Origin of the sequence: Sulfitobacter sp. W027, assembly GCF_025143985.1 — a bacterium.
Classification (GTDB): Bacteria; Pseudomonadota; Alphaproteobacteria; order Rhodobacterales; family Rhodobacteraceae; genus Sulfitobacter.
The window spans coordinates 58,033-75,074 of the sequence record NZ_CP083565.1 but is presented as its reverse complement, the minus strand read 5'-3'; the positions used below and the strand labels follow the sequence as shown (position 1 = coordinate 75,074).

15 protein-coding genes and 1 pseudogene are annotated in these 17,042 nt (G+C 57.8%); 13 read left to right on the top strand and 3 right to left on the bottom strand.

From position 1 onward, the window contains the following. Positions 1 to 8: 8 nt before the first annotated feature. On the top strand, positions 9 to 1,106 hold the full coding sequence (locus K3759_RS16960; protein ID WP_259985910.1) for a tyrosine-type recombinase/integrase: 1,098 nt from the start codon (positions 9 to 11) through the stop codon (positions 1,104 to 1,106). An 811-nt stretch (positions 1,107 to 1,917) separates the two neighbouring features. On the opposite strand, the gene K3759_RS16955 is transcribed toward K3759_RS16960, so the two are convergent. Then, positions 1,918 to 2,598, bottom strand: a complete 681-nt coding sequence (locus tag K3759_RS16955) for a DnaA N-terminal domain-containing protein (RefSeq protein WP_259985941.1) — start codon at positions 2,596 to 2,598, stop codon at positions 1,918 to 1,920. A 515-nt stretch (positions 2,599 to 3,113) separates the two neighbouring features. Between K3759_RS16955 and K3759_RS16950 the strand changes: the two genes are divergently transcribed. Continuing rightward, positions 3,114 to 4,409, top strand: coding sequence for an AAA family ATPase (locus tag K3759_RS16950; protein ID WP_259985909.1), 1,296 nt, complete (start codon positions 3,114 to 3,116; stop codon positions 4,407 to 4,409). A gap of 3 nt (positions 4,410 to 4,412) precedes the next feature. After that, positions 4,413 to 5,540, top strand: coding sequence for a ParB/RepB/Spo0J family partition protein (locus tag K3759_RS16945; RefSeq protein WP_409202523.1), 1,128 nt, complete (start codon positions 4,413 to 4,415; stop codon positions 5,538 to 5,540). 137 nt (positions 5,541 to 5,677) lie between these two features. Here the strand turns inward: K3759_RS16945 and K3759_RS16940 are convergent. Next, a pseudogene (locus K3759_RS16940) lies at positions 5,678 to 6,667 on the bottom strand (IS30 family transposase); the annotation flags it as partial. 176 nt (positions 6,668 to 6,843) lie between these two features. Here K3759_RS16940 and K3759_RS16935 point away from each other — a divergent pair. The 5 genes from K3759_RS16935 (at position 6,844) to K3759_RS16915 (ending at position 10,922) form a co-directional block, all read left to right on the top strand. Beyond that, positions 6,844 to 7,932 (top strand): DDE-type integrase/transposase/recombinase, encoded by a 1,089-nt coding sequence (locus tag K3759_RS16935; RefSeq protein WP_259985907.1) that lies wholly within the window; start codon positions 6,844 to 6,846, stop codon positions 7,930 to 7,932. A gap of 107 nt (positions 7,933 to 8,039) precedes the next feature. Beyond that, positions 8,040 to 8,489 carry a Mu transposase C-terminal domain-containing protein gene (locus tag K3759_RS16930; RefSeq protein ID WP_311199023.1) on the top strand — a complete coding sequence of 150 codons (450 nt, stop codon included), beginning with the start codon at positions 8,040 to 8,042 and terminating at the stop codon, positions 8,487 to 8,489. Next, on the top strand, positions 8,480 to 9,418 hold the full coding sequence (locus K3759_RS16925) for a TniB family NTP-binding protein (protein ID WP_259985905.1): 939 nt from the start codon (positions 8,480 to 8,482) through the stop codon (positions 9,416 to 9,418). The genes K3759_RS16930 and K3759_RS16925 overlap by 10 nt, the downstream gene beginning before the upstream one ends. Next, positions 9,415 to 10,470, top strand: coding sequence for a TniQ family protein (locus K3759_RS16920; protein WP_311199021.1), 1,056 nt, complete (start codon positions 9,415 to 9,417; stop codon positions 10,468 to 10,470). The genes K3759_RS16925 and K3759_RS16920 overlap by 4 nt, the downstream gene beginning before the upstream one ends. A gap of 245 nt (positions 10,471 to 10,715) precedes the next feature. Next, complete coding sequence (locus K3759_RS16915) at positions 10,716 to 10,922, top strand: hypothetical protein (RefSeq protein ID WP_259985903.1); 207 nt, start codon at positions 10,716 to 10,718, stop codon at positions 10,920 to 10,922. A gap of 45 nt (positions 10,923 to 10,967) precedes the next feature. Here the strand turns inward: K3759_RS16915 and K3759_RS16910 are convergent, their stop codons facing one another. After that, positions 10,968 to 11,903, bottom strand: coding sequence for a LysR family transcriptional regulator (locus tag K3759_RS16910; protein WP_259985902.1), 936 nt, complete (start codon positions 11,901 to 11,903; stop codon positions 10,968 to 10,970). Between the two features lie 85 nt (positions 11,904 to 11,988). On the opposite strand from K3759_RS16910, the gene K3759_RS16905 reads away from it, so the two are divergent. Genes K3759_RS16905 through K3759_RS16885 form a run of 5 tightly spaced genes read left to right on the top strand, consistent with a single transcriptional unit; the run spans position 11,989 to position 16,955 of the window. Further along, a complete protein-coding gene (locus K3759_RS16905; protein WP_259985899.1) occupies positions 11,989 to 13,173 on the top strand; it encodes a CaiB/BaiF CoA-transferase family protein in 1,185 nt (394 codons plus the stop codon). Next, positions 13,170 to 14,123: a hydroxymethylglutaryl-CoA lyase gene (locus K3759_RS16900; RefSeq protein ID WP_259985897.1), complete on the top strand. Its 954-nt coding sequence runs from the start codon at positions 13,170 to 13,172 to the stop codon at positions 14,121 to 14,123. The genes K3759_RS16905 and K3759_RS16900 overlap by 4 nt, the downstream gene beginning before the upstream one ends. A gap of 25 nt (positions 14,124 to 14,148) precedes the next feature. Further along, complete coding sequence (gene dctP, locus K3759_RS16895; protein ID WP_259985896.1) at positions 14,149 to 15,135, top strand: TRAP transporter substrate-binding protein DctP; 987 nt, start codon at positions 14,149 to 14,151, stop codon at positions 15,133 to 15,135. A gap of 12 nt (positions 15,136 to 15,147) precedes the next feature. After that, positions 15,148 to 15,672, top strand: coding sequence for a TRAP transporter small permease (locus tag K3759_RS16890; RefSeq protein ID WP_259985895.1), 525 nt, complete (start codon positions 15,148 to 15,150; stop codon positions 15,670 to 15,672). After that, the gene (locus K3759_RS16885; protein WP_259985894.1) at positions 15,669 to 16,955 is read left to right on the top strand and encodes a TRAP transporter large permease; all 1,287 of its coding nucleotides are present in this window, start codon (positions 15,669 to 15,671) and stop codon (positions 16,953 to 16,955) included. The genes K3759_RS16890 and K3759_RS16885 overlap by 4 nt, the downstream gene beginning before the upstream one ends. Positions 16,956 to 17,042 lie beyond the last annotated feature (87 nt).

Below are 17,042 nucleotides of genomic sequence, written 5' to 3'. Positions count from 1 at the left end.
GGGGAAATATGGCCACAGAGGACGAGGAGTTGAGCTCAGCACGCTCTAGTACATCCGACGATGTTAAGGGTGACGCGAGAGATCAAGAGAAAAGTGATGGAACCACCCTGCCCTCGCATGTGGCTGGCTCAGGCGCCCTCGATCAGCTGGTAGAAACCGCACGCGACTATGCGAAGCAGGCGGCCTCTGAGAACACCCTGAAGGCCTACGCGAAAGACTGGGCGCACTTTGCCCGCTGGTGCAGATTGAAGGGAACGGACCCTTTGCCGCTTTCACCCGAGATAATCGGGCTCTACCTCGCCAACTTGGCGGCACCCACGGCAAAGGCCCCTGCCCTCTCAGTCTCGACCATCGAGCGCCGTCTTTCTGGCCTTAGCTGGAACTACATGCAGCGGGGCTTCAACCTCGATCGCAAGAACCGCCATATCGCCACCGTGCTGGCCGGGATCAAACGCAAACACGCCCGTCCGCCGGTGCAGAAGGAAGCGATTTTGGCCGAGGACATTCTCGCGATGGTGGCCACCCTTCCTTACGACCTGCGCGGCCTACGAGACCGGGCCATCCTGCTGATCGGCTATGCGGGCGGTCTGCGTCGGTCGGAGATCGTCAGCTTGGATGTCCACAAAGACGACACACCGGATTCAGGCGGTTGGATCGAGTTCCTAGACGAGGGGGCCCTGCTCACGCTGAACGCCAAAACGGGCTGGCGTGAGGTTGAGCTTGGTCGCGGCTCTAGCGATCAGACCTGCCCTGTTCACGCGCTGGAGCAGTGGCTGCATTTTGCCAAGATCGACTTTGGGCCGGTGTTCGTCCGCACGTCCCGTGATGGCGCGAAGGCGCTCGAGGCGCGACTCAATGACAAACACGTCGCCCGCCTGATCAAACGCACCGTGCTGGATGCTGGCATCCGAGCGGAACTACCCGAAAAAGAACGTTTGGCGCTGTTCTCAGGCCATTCCCTGCGTGCAGGTCTCGCAAGTTCAGCAGAGATTGACGAGAGCTATGTCCAAAAGCATCTTGGGCACGCGAGCGCGGAAATGACCCGCCGATATCAACGCCGTCGCGACCGGTTCCGCGTGAATCTGACGCGCGTGGCGGGGTTGTAGAGTCCACACGGCGCGGTCATGGTGTTGGCTCTTTATGAGGGGGGGTGAGCGGTCGACATGTCGAACCTGACTGAACTAGCGCGCCTGAAAGGCTCTCGTTTCCTAAGCTTGATTATTGGCTAAGGTGTAATCAAGGCAGCTTCCGCCAATATTAGGGCGATGTCAGGAGAATGGCCCGCAGCTTCGTACAACGCCATGGTGCGATCAGCTCCAATGGTAAGCCTCTTGGCAAGGTCTTCAAGGCACTACCGTCTTCCGGCACGCTCGCAACAAGCGCCTCCTAGCAGCGGAGATCACCGTGCCATAGCCTGCGCCATCCACGCTGCTCACTGTCCTTACCCTATCCAACTAGCGCCAGTTCAAGGCTGTTCCCGAGGCTCATCCTTTCGGCCGCACAAAACCGTGGTACACGGCAAGCTCGCCTTAGCGATCAAGCGTGACATAGGCTCCTGCCCGCCTGAACTCTTCTTTGTCGAAGATCAACGGCCGGGTTTCGAGTTGCTTTATTGTGACTTCGAACTCATGGAGACGAGCGTCGATCACTTTGGGCGAACTATCCTGCCTTTCGAACTCCTTTCCGAACGCCTAGTACTCAGCAAGAAGTTTGGCATGAACCGCGCCTTCATCATCCATCATGACAGCGGATTTCTGATGCGCTGGACCCAACCCGAGGTATTCACCAGCGGCATCCGAACTGTCCATAGACTGAAATGCAGAGTAGCTGCCCAATACAAATTACGCAGTCAGGCGGGTGCCCGACGCGAGCCTAAGGACTTACTTTTGCACAAACACGAGATTGTTAGGGGGAATCCTATGCGACGATCACAATCTCGGTCACATCGGCATCCACCGACTGACAGGCCGCGAGCACCTTTCGGCTTAGGTGTGTCTGGACATAATTGCCATGAAAGCGACTTGGCGCACTGAGGGTTAAACGCCCTCCTGCCCTGTCGACCCGCACAAGATTGCGAAGCCAACTTCCGTAAACATCCGGGGCTTCGCTGAATAGAATCGCCTGGGCCAACGCCCATTCCGTACCATCGCTTACATCTGGCGGTGGTATGTTGCCTTTTACCGGCAAGGGCACAACAGGGCTTCCCTCAGGCTTACCGCTCATCCGCAGATCAAAATCGGGGCCCACATTGGGCCATTCCGTTTCGGTCATGGCAAGCATGCGATCAAGGCCGAGCCCATATTCCGTCACTCTGCCCCGTGCGCCCTGTCGCTTGACCACTAGCCAGCCAAGCCCTCGCAGCTTGGCCATCTCGCGTTTCACGGTGCGCTCATCCACTGCCCATAACCGAGCAATCTCGCGTTGCCCCACGGCCAATTCATTGCGCGCCCAATTGTATCGCGCTGTCATCAAAGTGATCAGCCGGAGCACCAGCCGCTGGTCATGCTTATTGCGCGCCAGTGCATATGCGCCTAATGCCGTGATGATATCATATTTGCGGGCAGCGTCGCGTTGACCTGCCGGTTTAACCAATTGCATGGATGCCCTCTGGCTGCGCGACGCGCAGTTGCTCTGTGCCTCGGATTGGATCTCTTGCCGGACCCCTGGTTGCGATGAAAGACACAACGCCTTTCCGACCTCTCCCCTGATTTGCGTCCAAACCATCGATTCTGTCAAGAGGCCGATTTCATCGCGCCGCATTCCCTGATCTTAGAATATAGATTTTTGGGTATATAGGTATTAGGGGTCAGCCTCTGCGTCACCTATTTGCCAGAATATGTCCCCCAATATCTAGCAGGGTGAGATCTGTTGTCCCCCTATATCCGGCTCGCCAATCATATGCATGGCCTCGCAGTCGGCCCAAGGGAATCACACCTAGTCTCCGTTTCTGGTAGCATATGAAATTGGCTACTTTCAGATTATAGGGCTTTTCAACAAAGGCAACTTCGGCGTAAATCAGAGAAGAGCAGTAATTAGCGTTCCAGAATTTCCGAAAATTGTTCCCCGCGGGGAACCATGGGGAACAGCAGCGGGCGCAGAAATGAGGAACAATCATGTACACCCACGCTGATTTGGCGAAATTGCAGGCCCAGTCACTTAAGATGCAAGGGTTCATCCGGCAGCAGACATATTCCCCCGAGATGGAGAAGACGTTGCGTCGCTTCTCAAGTTGGGAGGTCGCCGAGTTGATTCTCAAGATCAACCCCTCAACCTTTCGCGGCCGCCTTGCGGCGGATCCTTCCCTGCCTGAGGGGCTAGTAGAGGAAGAAGGCCGCCAGCGCTGGTACACGTTGGAAGAGATCAATGAGCTGCGGCGGAAGCTCAAGATAAAGGGCCGGTCTCTCATGCCGGCACGCCCCGCTGGCAAACGCGCAATCCGTGCTGCGATTGCGAATTTTAAAGGAGGAGCGGGCAAGAGTACCGTCGCGCTACACTTTGCCCATGCCGCCGCCCTTGATGGATATCGCGTGCTCGCGGTGGACTTTGATCCGCAAGCGACGCTCAGCCATTCGATGGGCCTTTCTGACGTTTCCGAAGAGGTGACCGTCTGGGGGATTATGGCTCGCGATCTGATCCGCGAGACCGAGCGCATAAACGCAACTTCTGGTGGGGCCGAGAGCGGAGCCGCCCTGCCCCAACGCAGGCTGCCGCCTTCGGTAACTGGCATGGGATTGAACGATCTGCGCGCCACCGATTTCATCAAGCCGACAAGCTGGCCTACTATCGACATTATCCCTAGCTGTGCCAACGCGGCTTTTGTCGAATTCGCCAGCGCCCAGTATCGGCATATGAACCCCGAATGGTCCTTCTTTGCGGCTGTGTCCCGTTACCTCGACCAACTGCCGGATGACGCCTACGACCTTATCATTTTCGACTGCCCGCCCGCGATTGGTTACCAATCGATGAACGCGGTGTTTGCGGCGGATGTGCTCTATGTCCCTTCCGGTCCCGGCTATTGGGAGTATGACAGCACCACGAGTTTCATTGGTCAGCTCTCGGAAGCGTTGGAAGACTTGGGCCGGTTCCGCGGGCGGCTTCCGTCCGGCACCAATCCCGAAAAGGTGTTTGCGGATCTTCGTTTCTTGCTGACACGTTTTGAGCCGAACAATGATTTGCACCGTGCGATGCAGTCAGCCTTTCATCAGGTTTTCAAATCGCATGTGGCAGAGCACCCGATCGAGATGACCCGTGCGGTTGAACAATCGGGGCGCTTCCTGTCGTCGATCTATGAAATGGATTACCGACAGATGACGCGAGAAACATGGCGGCGGGCGCGGATTTCCTTTGATCGCGCTTACGACGAATTCCAATCCACGCTCGTCAATGCGTGGGAAAAGCTGGAGGATTAATGAATGGTTAAGAAACGCTCCGTCTTTGATATTAACTTTGAACTCGACGCAGAAGAGGAGGCGGCGGAGTTCCCCGCGGGGAACCAGCGCGCGCTTGAGGCCAAAGCCTATAGCGTTCCAGGCCATCCATTGCAAAACCACGGATCAGCCCCGCCGCGGCGGGGCCCTATGGCCAGTGCGATTGCCGAAACTGCCGATGCCACCCGTGAACGCGACAACGCCGAAGCGGCAATCCGCGCAGAGAATGACGCCCTTGCCCATGAGCACGTGCGGCTCAAGAAGCTAGGTTTAATCACTGATTTGATCCAGACCTCTGAGGTGATGACTTCCAAACTGACCCGTGACCGTTCTGCCAATCTGGACCCTGAACTTGATGAGCTAAAAGAGTCTATCAAGGCGGTTGGGCTATCGAATCCGATCCGTGTAGAGAAGACCGATGAGGGCTTTGAACTTATCCAAGGATTCCGCAGACTTTCGGCTTTTCGGCAGTTGGCAGAAGAAACTGGCGATCCGCGCTACACCCGTATTCCCGCTGCCATGGTTCCCCGCGGGGAACCGTTGGTTGGACTCTATCGCAAAATGGTGGATGAGAACCTGATACGAAAGGACCTGTCCTTTGGGGAAATGGCGCAACTTGCCTTGTCCTATTCGCGGGACGAAGGGATCGATGTGGGGGAGGCGGTCTCGACGCTCTATGCCTCTGCGCTCAAACAAAAGCGGACCTACATTCGGCAGTTCGCCCGCATCCTGGAAGCTTTGGAAGGGACGGTGCGCTATCCTGAAGCGATCCCCCGCGCGTTAGGGCTTGAACTTTATAAGTTGGTCGATGGGCAGCCCGGAAGGGCAGGGGAACTTGCAGCACGGTTACTTGCCGTTCCTGATCGGGATAAAGACGCAGAGATGGGGATGCTCCGCAATGCGCTTGCCGGGCAGAAAGAGTCAGGTGCGCGGGAGGCCAAATCAGTTTCCAGGACATCGCTGAAAATGGGCCGACCTGAAGGGCAAGCTCGTGTGACAGCATCAGACGGAAAACTCGAACTGCGGTTGGAGCGGGACTTTTCGGCGATTCCAAGGGCGCGGCTTCAGCAAGGCATTGAGGCATTCTTAGCCGCGCTTGACGATGAAGGTTGACTGTTAGTTCCCCACATAGGTGGTGGCTAAACCTATGACCCAAAATGTAGCCATAGGTTCTACAGACATGGGATGCTTGTGAGTTCACGGTGAAGTGCAGTTTTTGATATCTCGTTTTGCTCCAACCGGTTCTGTATTTCCATCAGGTTGCTTTCAAAGACTTCAGCGGGCGTCCGGTAGCCAAGACATTTGCGCGGCGTTGCGTTAAGGCGGTGACAAATCGACCTCAAATATCGATTTGTCAGCGCCGTCGGTGCGGTTGATCTTGGCAGGTATCGACGCAGCCTGTTGTTCGTATTCTCAACAGTGCCTTTCTGATAGGGCGCTTGCGGGTCACAGAACCAGGCATCCGCTCCAATCCCAGCCTTGAGATATTTCCAGGCCGAGAACTCGGTGCCGCGGTCGAAGGTGATTGACTTGCGCGCGTCGGCGGGCAGGGGAACCAACCCGTTGATCAGGGACTCCATGATCGGTTTGGATTGTCGATCTTCATTGCGTATCACGACGGCATAGCGGCTGACGCGCTCCACCAATGACGTCACGTTTACCTTCCCATGCTCCTTACGGAACATCATCAAGTCGCACTCCCAATGGCCGAATTCTAAGCGTTCTGAGACACGCTCAGGCCTGTGTGACAGGCTTTGAATGTCGAATATGTGGGCTCTGTTGTGCCTGCGGTAACCACGCGGCCGACGGCGGCGGCGATGCTCAGGGAGATGGCGGTAGAACTGTTCCTCGCGACCGTCTTTGGAATAGGCAAAGCGATAGATCGTCTCGTGGCTCACGCGGATCGGGTGCCGTTCGAGCCGCATCCTGCCGGCTATCTGTTCGGGCGACCAGCCAGCCTTCAAGCGGTCTTCGATGGCGGCTTTCAAATCAGGGTGAATGATCATCTTGCGATGGATCGCGCGGCGCTGCTCATATTTGTCCTGAGCGACGAGCGCGTGATACCCGTTTAGCTCAGGCAGTTCGCCGTCCGTGTACCGATTACGCTTAATGTCTCGGTAGATCGTGGAGGGGTCGCGACCCAGTCGATCCGCGATCTCTGAAATCAGCATTTTGGATTCAAGCCACTTTGCAAGCTTGCGACGTTCGTCCAGCTTCAGGTGACAGTAGTGGGTTCCCATTCTTCATACTCCATGCAACTCTCTGTATTCGTACAGAATTTGCACTTCGTTTGTGTGTCGTTCTTGTTTCATTGACGGACACTAACTTATTGATATCATTGTGTTCATGTTTCTGTTTCATTCCCGGATTATAGTTTCATTATCGGACATAAGACACCTATTTTCTGGGTTTGGCCATGGTGGATCGATCAGACATCAACGCCGTCGACGATGCTGCGTGGGAACAGGCGGTCGCGCGGGAAGCTGTGATCCGTCGCCTTGCAAGCAAGGCGTCACCAAACCGTGCCGAGTTTCTCAAGGCCTGCCGCGATCTTGGTCTAAAGCGCTCCCGCCTGTACGAGTTGATCTCAGCGTACAAGACGCGCCCGGTTGCCAGTTCCTTGCTGGCAGCTCAGGTCGGGACACCGACGGGTAGCCGCCGGCTGCATGACGAGATCGAAAGGGTGATTTCGGGCGCGATCGAGGATTTCTACAAGTCTCTCCAGAAGCCAAGCATCAACGCCCTCCAAAAGGAGGTGCGCAGGCGGTGCAGTAAGAGAGGGCTACGTCCCCCGTGCTGGACCACGCTCCGGGACCGTGTGGCGGCGATCGATCCGGCGGAACTCACGGCGGTGCGTGAGGGCGCTAAGGCTTCTCGCCAGCGCCATCACCCAGTGCCGGGCAGCTATCAGGTCGAACGGGCCTATGAGGTGGTTCAGATCGACCACACGCTGGTGGATGTCATCGTTGTGGACCGGGTTCATCGGAAACCCTTGCAACGGCCCTGGCTGACGCTCGCCATCGACGTCGCAAGCCGCATGGTGGCGGGATTCTATCTGACACTGGAGCCGCCATCGGCCTTGTCGGTGGCACTGGCCATTCAGCACCTGGTGCAGCCCAAATTCAACTGGCTGGAAAGCTTGGGGATCGACGCGGACTGGCCAGCAGAAGGATTGCCGGAGACCATTCACGTCGACAATGCCAAGGAATTCCGCTCGAAGGCGATGAAGCGGGGTGCGGAAGAGCACGGGATTTCACTACAGTACCGTCCGATTGGGGCACCACATTACGGCGGTCACATCGAGCGGCTGATCGGCACAATGATGGGGGCGGTCCACCTGCTGCCGGGATCGACCTTCAGCAGCATCAAGGACCGTGGTGACTACGATTCCGTGGGCAAGTCGGCGATGACGCTCGACGAGCTGGAGCGGTGGTTGGCGCTGGAAATCACCCGTTATCATGCTGAACGGCACCGTGCGCTCGGGATTCCGCCAGTTGCGGCCTAGAACGAGGCCTGTGGGCGACGCGAGGCACCAGTGCGTCGTCCATATGACCCGGAGGGGTTCCGAATCGACTTTCTGCCGAGCACGGAACGCATGGTGCGCCGCGTGGCATCCATCTTTTCGGCCTGCGGTATTGGGACGATGTCCTGAGCCTCTGGGCGGGTCGGCAGGGCCGGCAATTGCGCGTGTTCTACGATCCTCGTGACCTCTCCACGGTCTTTGTCCGGAGCCCTGAGGGCCAACGATATCCCGTACGGTTTGCAGATCTGCGCCATCCGTCGATCACCTTTGCGGAGCATCGCCGTGCGCAGGCGATTTTGCGCGAGCGCGGGCGCGCGCTCGAGGACGAAGATCTCATATTCGCAGTGATCGAGGAACAGCGCGCCCTGGTTGATGCGGCCAGCAGTAGAACCCGGGAAGCCAGGCGGTTTCTCGAGCGACGAGAACGAGCGCTTGATGGGGCAGGGGCCTACGAGGCTGAGGATGCCGTCCCGGAACCAGAGGAAAGTGAGAATGTGCTCAGGGACCACCCGGGGTTCGAAGTTGAGGAATGGTCGTGACCGAAGGCTGCGCATTTGCACATCTTGATCCGGTCTACCGCCGGTTCGCGGCGCTGCCTGATGATGAGCGCATCGCCTGGATCCGGGCCGACCGCTGGATCGGTTTCGATCAGTCCGGGGTTGCTCTGGCACGTCTGGAGAACCTGCTGACCTATCCGCCGCGTGACCGGATGCCCTGCTTGCTGATCTATGGCGATACCGGCATGGGCAAGACCAAGATCGTCCGCAAGTTTGAACGCGACCACCCGCCGAAGTTCAGCCAGACCACCGGAGTTGACCATCGTCCGGTGGTCGTCGCGCAGGTACCTTCTGAACCCATTGAGCGCGATCTGTACCGCGAACTTCTGGCGGCCATGGGGGCACCGGCGATGGCAGGCGGTACGCTCGCCCGCGAGAAGGATATCTGTCGATCGCTGCTACGGACCGTGGGGGCGAAGATGATCATCCTCGACGAGGTGAACGGTATGCTCGCTGGTACGTTCCGCCAGCAGCGCATATTTCTCAACGCCATAAGGTTTCTGGCCAATGATTTACGGATCCCGCTGGATTGTGCAGGGACTGACCTCGCGCGCCAGGCGTTGCTGACCGATGCACAACTGGCCGAGCGCTTCGAGGCGTTCCATCTCAAGCCCTGGCAGAACGATACCGCCTTCGCTGGGCTCTTGAAAAGTTTCGAACGCATCCTGCCTTTGCGCGAGGCCTCCGATTTGATCAGTGGGGAGGCCAGAGAACGGATTCACAAGCTGACCTCCGGTGTGACGGCGCGCATCTTCCGCCTGATCGAGACGGCGGCAGAAGATGCGGTCCGGTCGGGCAAGGAGCGCCTCGACGCGGATAGTTTTGGCGACAATCTGGTGCTGCCGCTGGTTTCGATGACCCAGACCGCTCGGCGGCGGGGAAAGCCCGTGCAACAACGGGTCGGGGCATGATGGTGCCGGCCAGATTGCCCGTCGCACCGCATCCATTCCGTGACGAATTGCTCACGTCTTGGACGGCGAGGGTTGCCGCGCGCTACGGGGCGGAGCCCTTTGAGCTGATGGTGTTCCTGGCGGGGCAGGCGGGTAGGTACGCAGGCGCACGGCAGATTGACGATGTGGTGCCGGACATGGGCCTGCTCAGGCTTTGGGCGAAGGCCTGCAGGATCGATCCGGAACGGCTTCGTCGCAGGTCAGTGGCTTTTCGATATCCTCGGCCGCAGGGCTGGCTTCTGACCGAGACAGTCCCGGTCTGCCTTGCCTGTTTCGATGCGGATGTCGCTGCCGGTCGCGATGCCTATCTTCGGGTGAATTGGCGATTGGCGGAGCAGGCGGTTTGCCCGGAACACCGGACCATGCTTCTGGATCGCTGCCCTGCGTGTCGCAGCGGCCTGAGGCTTTCTTTTCGCATGCTGAATGGTCTGCTGCGGCCCTTCTGTCACAAGTGCGATGCCGTTCTGACCAGTGGGGGAGGGGAGACAGAGGACCCTTTGAAGGCAGATTTTGCTGCAAACGTTCTCGAGATCCAACGCCAGATCAGCGGAATCGTCATAGGTGGCCCCGGCCGCCTTGATCGACTCGAGCATGCAATTCGCACCCTCTGGGCACCGCTTGATCGTGACGGGGCAGCCCGGCCTGTCCTTGCGCTCTGGTACGATGAACCGGGCTGGAACTGCCCTTACGAAGCCCGCGCGGCCGTCGGTCGGCTTGCGCCTCTTCAGCACCTATCAGTGCGCTGGCGGGCTCTGACGCTGGTGATCTTGCATGATCTCTTTGGAGCAGATCTGGTGCCCGGCGCAGTCGTGCCGGAGGCCGCCCTCGTCCTGTTCCGGCGTGCCGCCCCATTGCCGTGGCTCACGGATGGGCGAGATCCACGGAACGGCAAAGGAAAGCGCGCAGTTGAAGCTGGAGCGGAACGAGTCCACAGATTGAGCAAGAGGCCTGTCCACCGGTTAAATGGAAATTTCCTCGACGAGAGGGGGAATTTTGGCCGAATCCACCCATGAAACTAAAACGACATTTTGAGACTGTGCTGCGACAGTATTTCATAGTGTCCGATAATGTAAACTTATTGGACACATTTGAGGCCATCAAGGTGGGGCGGTTATCGCCATATTCTATGTGATAAAGCGCCGCCATGATATTGGATAGGTGCATGACATTCGCGCGACCAGATCATGCCGTTGATCCAAACAAAGTACTCCGGATGCCCGTCTGAGTCTCCTCCGCGCGTGATGAAACCTTTGAGTCTGTGGCCTTTCGGTCAGGGGCGGCGCTGACGGTGCGCGATCTGCTGATCGTTGATCCCAAGCATTGCGTGCCGGTGAAACGACTGGCCAACCATCTGACGCTGCGAGCCCGCAAAGCCTCGTTGAACTCGGGCCAGTTGATCACCGCATTCCTCGCCTTAGTGAGTTTTGCGACAGAACCTTTCCGACGGGCTTGGGCTCAAAGTTGACTTGCGGAGTGGCAGTGACGGGGCAGGGGCTCCTCTCAAATATGATCAGGAGCGATCCAACAAATACGCGTCCCATATCCCAGACCTGACGGCACGTCTCACATGGTCCAGAAGAACCTTTTGGATGGCCTCGGTTGCGAAGGTCGGCGGGCGCGATGCGAGGCGACAAAGGTAGAGCGTCCGCGACAGCTCCGGTGCAGTTATGGCGCGGGCGTGGACAGCGCCACTTTGCAGTTGATCGTGCATGAACAACCTTGTGCCGATGACACAGCCCAATCCCGCTTCTATTGATCCTGCAATGGCCTGCACGGAGTTCATCTGCAGAATCGCTTTGGCCTCGATCTTCTTCAGCAAAGTTACGTCATCAACGATTGCGCGCGCTGACACACCTTGCCGCAGAAGGATCATCGGCAACTCCAGCAGATCGGCAAAAGTAATGGGATCGTCGGTATCTCCAATGATGTCCCTGCGACCGACGCAGAACAACCTTTCCTCCAGTATCGGTTGGGTTTCGAAAGTGGGATCGGTCGGCGGATTGTAGATGAGTGCCATGTCCACCTCCGAAGCCAAGAGGTAAGGCAACGCCGCGCCGGAAAGACTTTCGGTCAGCGCCAATTGTACCTTCGGAAATTCGCGCACCACCTGAGTGATGAAGTCCACCCCGATCGCCTTTACGCCCGAAAAGGACATGCCGACCGACACGGGTCCCGAGATTATATTTTTCGCGTCCTTGAGGTCGGTTTCGGCGGCATTCATTGCCCGGAGGATTGAGCGTGCATGGCCATAAAGTCTGTGCCCCGCTGCGGTCGGCTCCATTCCGCGGGGCTTTCGACGGAACAGCGGTGTCGAGAATCGCGCCTCCATCTGGGACAGGTGATGGCTGAGCGCCGACGATGCGATGCGTAGGGTGGCCGAGGCCTGCGCCAGCGATCCGTGTTCGTAAATTGCTGCAAAATATTGGAGTTGACGTGTATCAAGCATTCTGGATTCCAGAAGGGTTCTATCTAAACATTATAATATTCAGTGGTTGCACCTTTGGCTATGGTTTGTCGAGGGAGGATATTTCATGACCACTGACATCAGGCCACTGGCTGGATACCGCGTTATCGAGATGACGCATATGATCATGGGGCCGTCTTGCGGCATGTTTCTTGGCATGCTTGGCGCAGAGGTGATCAAGGTTGAACCTCCGGAAGGTGACAAGACCCGAGCGCTCACGGGGATGGGACGTGGCTTCTACCCGACATTCAATCGCGGCAAGAAAAGCGTCACACTTGATCTCAAGTCGGACGCGGGCCAGGACGCCTTGCACCGGCTGCTTGAGGGGGCTGACGTTTTCGTCGAAAATTTCCGGGACCAATCCCTGGCCAAGATGGGGTTCGCGCCAGAGGTGCTGAAAGCCCGTTATCCAAGCTTGATCGTTTCATCACTCAAGGGCTTCCTGAAGGGGCCTTATGAAAACCGAACAGCTATGGACGAGGTAGTTCAGATGATGACCGGAATGGCGTATATGACAGGGCCGACGGGTCGGCCTTTGCGCATCGGATCGTCTGCGAACGACATCATGGGCGGGCTGTTCGGCGCTTTCGCTGTGCTCGCCGCGTTGATGCAGCGTGAGAAGGACGGTGAGGGGCACCTTGTGCGTACCGGTCTTTTCGAGAACTGTCTTTTCCTTGTGGCGCAACATATGGTCCAGTTCGACATTGAAGGCCGCGAGGCGCCGCCGATGCCGGAGCGCGAGTTTTCCTGGCCTGTCTATGACATCTTCGAGACCTCCGAGGGCCGCCAGATATTCATCGGGGCCGTGACCGAGGGGCAATGGGTAACTCTTTGCAACATACTGGGACTTCAGGAGCTTTTGGCCGATCCTGCCCTTCAGACCCGTATGAACCAGATCAATGCCCGTGACCGGACGATACCTGTGGTCACAGAAGCAGTCCGCAGCCGCTCGTTTGATGATCTTATCGCTGCTTTTGAAGATGCGGGCATACCGTTTTCGCCGATCCATCGTCCGGCAGAAATGTATGATGACCCACATGTGACGCGCCCCGGCGGACTTTTCACATCGTCCCTGCCAGATGGCACAACCTACCGCGCCCCGGCCATGCCGTTCGAGATAGACGACCAGACCCTTGTCGGGGGCAATCTCGACATCGTCGCGAGCGGAGCGGATACGCATTCAGTGCTGTCCAGCGTAGGCTTGACCGAGACCGAGATCGCCGCAGCCAGTGGCATGGAAACGGCAGCATGAGCCGCGCAAATGCCATCTATCCTGCCGACCGCGTCACCTTGCGTGAGGTTGGCTTGCGTGACGGGTTGCAGATTGCAAAATCACTGCCCACGACCGAGGCCAAGATCGCCTGGCTGGAAGCAGAACGCGCTGCAGGTGTGCGCCACCACGAGATTGGATCATTTCTTCCCGCAAGCCGCTTTCCCCAGTTTGCCGACATTGACGCGATGATTGCAGCAGGGGAACGCCTGGACGTCCATTCTGCTGCGCTGACGCTGAATGAACGTGGTGCAGAAGCGGCTATTCAGACCGCAATAAGAGAATTGGGCTGCGTGGTTTCCGCAACGGAAGAACACAGTCAGGCCAATATGCACCGTTCGCGCGAGGCGGCGGTCGAACTGGTTGGCAAGATCGTCGCGATGCGCGATGCGCAGGCCCCCGACAAGCTTGTGAACGCCGGCATAGCGATGGCGCTTGGCTGTTCAATATCCGGCAATGTCGACCCCGAAGAGGTCGTCCGTTTGTCAGAAGCCTGTCTGGAGGCAGGAGCCGATATCGTCGGTATCGCAGATACGGTTGGCTACGCCGGTCCAAAGGCTGTTGGCGCGCTTTGTGCCCGGATGGAAAAGCTGTGCGGGCGTCAGCCGTTCATCATCCATCTGCATGATACGCGGGGCATGGGCGTCGCCAACGCCTCAGCTGCGCTGGATAACGGGGCGCGGGTGATTGACGCATCGTTGGGCGGATTGGGCGGATGTCCCTTTGCGCCCGGTGCGACCGGCAACGTCGTGTTCGAAGATATCGTTTTCCTGTCCGAGTCCATGGGTTTCACAACCGGAATTGACCTGGACAGGTTGAAAGACGTCCGGCGCATCGCGGAGGAGGCGATGCCTTGTGACGAGTTCCACGGGGCCCTGCATCGCGCAGGAACACCAAAGAACGCAGATTGGCAGGCCAAATCATTGGTTTGAGTTAAACTTGGGAGGAGAAACCAAAATGAAATACATCGTAACCGCAGCCCTTGGCGCGGCCATCTTCGCGGTATCAGCACCGGCCTCACAGGCCGCCACAGAAATGCGCTGCAGTCACCAATTGCCTCCGTCGCACCACATCGCCAAGGTTGTCGACCGCTGGGCCGCAGAGGTAGAGACACTCTCCGAAGGTGAGATTGATGTGCAGGTTTTTGGCGCAGACAGTCTTGTCGGTGCGCGCGAGAACATTGTAGCGACGGCCAAAGGCGACATCGAATGTGCGTTTTCGCTGAATTTTCAGTGGGGCAAAACACTGCCGATCATGAACGTGACCGTGGCGCCTTTTGCCTTTGGCGATATCGAAATCTGGGAGAAATGGCCAACTTCCGAAGCTGCGGCATTTCTTGAGGAAAAGCTGCTTGAGAAAGGGGTCCGGAATGTCGCTTGGCTGTTCCAGACCAACACCTCCGTATTCACCACGAACGGCGAGCCCCTGGTAACACCTGAGGATTTTGAAGGTCTGAAAATGCGTGGCCTGACACCGCCCTTTGACGCCTCTCTCGCAGCACTGGGAGCCACGCCCACTGCAATGCCCGGCTCTGAGGTATATCAGGCGCTGGCCACTGGTATCATCGATGGTGCCATCACCGACGTCGCCGCCGCCGTCTCGCGGAAATACTACGAGGTGCAGGACGCCTTTACCGTCGTGCCGGTGCTATCCGCCTATCTGCATGGCTATCTGAACCCTGATTTCTATGACGGTCTGTCGGACAAGTCCAAGGACGCACTCAGAGAAGCGGGCCTCAAAGCGTCGGGATGGGCCATCGAAGCCTCGACCGAAGCGGGTGCCGCCGGTCCCGCTCAGCTTGAGGAAAAAGGTGTGAAGGTTCATATCGCCACACCCGAAGAGATCGCGGCACTTGAAGCAGTCATGCGGCCTGCTTTTGACAAGTCTTTCGGGGAAGGCAATGCAGACAGCCAGAAGCTTCTCGAACTCATCGGCAAGATGTGAGCGGGCATTCGCATGATTGACCACAAAGAGAGGGGGGCGGCAAACGCTCCTCTCTTCCCCGACCGCATTGTCACCTGGCTTGTCCGTTTTTGCGGCGCACTGAGCACGGCGTTGATCCTGGTGATTTTTGTCCAGATCGTTGTCGCCGTAATCCGACGCTATCTTTTCGACAGTCCCCTGCAATGGAGTGATGAGATGATTGGCTATCTGCTTGTTACGCTTATCATGCTGGGCTCTGCCGAGGCGCTGCGACGGGGGGATCATATCGCAATTGATCTTGTGTCAGCCCAATTGCGTCTTCGAACGGCGCGCATCCAGATAGCGTTTGCGAACCTGTCGGTCATGGCATTCGCCATCATCGTCGGCCTGTCCATCTGGGACAGTATTTCCTTCGCATATAGTTTCGGCTCCTACTCTGTCGGCTATATCGAGATCGCGACATGGATCCCGCAGGCACCGATCGTTCTTGGCATGGCCCTGCTATTTCTGACCGCGGGACTTGGCTTTTACCGTTCCGTCAGAGGATTGCCTCAATGACCTTGGTACTCGTGTTCGCGGGCCTGATCCTGCTTTTGCTTACTGGCATTCCGATCTTCGCAGCGTTGGGCCTGACTGCCGGCGCCATCATGATGGTTGCAGAAGGTGATATTGACGGATTGGGCAAGGCTGTCTTTTCCCACCTGGACAAGCCAATCCTGAGCACCATTCCCCTGTTCGTCTTCATGGCGCATGTGATGATCCGCGCCAAGGTGATCGAAGACCTCTACACCTTTGCGCATACCGTCATTGGTCATGTGAAAGGTGGGCTGGGTGTCGCCACGGTTCTTGCCTGCACCATATTCGCCGCCATCTCCGGCTCGTCCGTCGCAACAGCCCTTTCCATCGGATCGAGTGCCATCCCGCAGATGAAACGTTTCGGCTACGCAGAGCGCGACGCATTGGGCGTTGTGGCGGCCGGTGGCACGCTGGGCATCCTGATCCCGCCGTCTGGCCCCATGATCCTTTATGCCATTGTATCGGAGGCATCCATCGGTGCGTTGTTTCTGGCCGGGATCGTACCGGGAATGCTGTTGGCGCTGATGTTCTCTGCCTACTGCATGATCCAGGCGCGCGGGCGCAACGGGATCGAGACACCAGACTGGGCGGGTTGGACGGCTGCGGTTTCGGCCTTCCGCCGTTCGGTCTGGGCGTTGTTGGCCCCGCCCGTTGTCATGGGCGGCATCTACTTCGGTATCTTTACAGCTTCCGAAGCCGCGGCTGCGGGATGCTTGTACGCCTTGCTGGTCGCGGTGCTGGTCTATCGCAATTTCGGGCTGCGTGATCTTTGGGCATGTGCCTATTCCACGATGCGGACCTCCATGATGGTTTTCATGATTATCGCCGGGGCTGCCATGTTTGGGCATGCCATTACGCTGGTCCGTCTTCCGGTCGGTGTGACGGAGGCCGTGACAAGCCTTGGCCTTGGTCCAATCGCGTTTATTCTGGTGGTGATGTGTCTGATCTTCGTGCTGGGCATGTTTCTTGAATCTATCGCGATCATTCTGATCACCACTCCGATCTTGTTGCCCACTATGACCGCCCTTGGCATCGATCCGATCTGGTACGGCGTCCTCCTGATGATCAACCTCGAACTGGCGATGATCACCCCGCCTGTCGGAATGAACCTTTTCGTCATCAAAGGGATCACTGATGCGCCACTGGGAACCATCGTGCGTGGGGCCGCCCCGTTCGTTGGCATCATGCTCTTTGGCCTGGCGCTGTTGATTGTGATGCCAGGGCTTGCCACATGGTTGCCAAACGCTGCTGGGTTTGGGCGTTGATCAGCTTGTTGCACGGGTCGTGGATTTCGTGCGGGAAATGCGCCCTGACCTGTCAATCGGCACGCAATCTTGCCCCCCACCGGCTTA

Coding starts and splice junctions, on each gene's coding strand:
- K3759_RS16910 (WP_259985902.1), bottom strand. CDS start 11,903: ATGCTTGATACACGTCAACTCCAATATTTTGCAGCAATTTACGAACAC.
- K3759_RS16920 (WP_311199021.1), top strand. CDS start 9,415: ATGATGGTGCCGGCCAGATTGCCCGTCGCACCGCATCCATTCCGTGAC.
- K3759_RS16890 (WP_259985895.1), top strand. CDS start 15,148: ATGATTGACCACAAAGAGAGGGGGGCGGCAAACGCTCCTCTCTTCCCC.
- K3759_RS16905 (WP_259985899.1), top strand. CDS start 11,989: ATGACCACTGACATCAGGCCACTGGCTGGATACCGCGTTATCGAGATG.
- K3759_RS16925 (WP_259985905.1), top strand. CDS start 8,480: ATGGTCGTGACCGAAGGCTGCGCATTTGCACATCTTGATCCGGTCTAC.
- K3759_RS16955 (WP_259985941.1), bottom strand. CDS start 2,598: ATGCAATTGGTTAAACCGGCAGGTCAACGCGACGCTGCCCGCAAATAT.
- K3759_RS16945 (WP_409202523.1), top strand. CDS start 4,413: ATGGTTAAGAAACGCTCCGTCTTTGATATTAACTTTGAACTCGACGCA.
- K3759_RS16935 (WP_259985907.1), top strand. CDS start 6,844: ATGGTGGATCGATCAGACATCAACGCCGTCGACGATGCTGCGTGGGAA.
- K3759_RS16950 (WP_259985909.1), top strand. CDS start 3,114: ATGTACACCCACGCTGATTTGGCGAAATTGCAGGCCCAGTCACTTAAG.
- K3759_RS16900 (WP_259985897.1), top strand. CDS start 13,170: ATGAGCCGCGCAAATGCCATCTATCCTGCCGACCGCGTCACCTTGCGT.
- dctP (WP_259985896.1), top strand. CDS start 14,149: ATGAAATACATCGTAACCGCAGCCCTTGGCGCGGCCATCTTCGCGGTA.
- K3759_RS16885 (WP_259985894.1), top strand. CDS start 15,669: ATGACCTTGGTACTCGTGTTCGCGGGCCTGATCCTGCTTTTGCTTACT.
- K3759_RS16960 (WP_259985910.1), top strand. CDS start 9: ATGGCCACAGAGGACGAGGAGTTGAGCTCAGCACGCTCTAGTACATCC.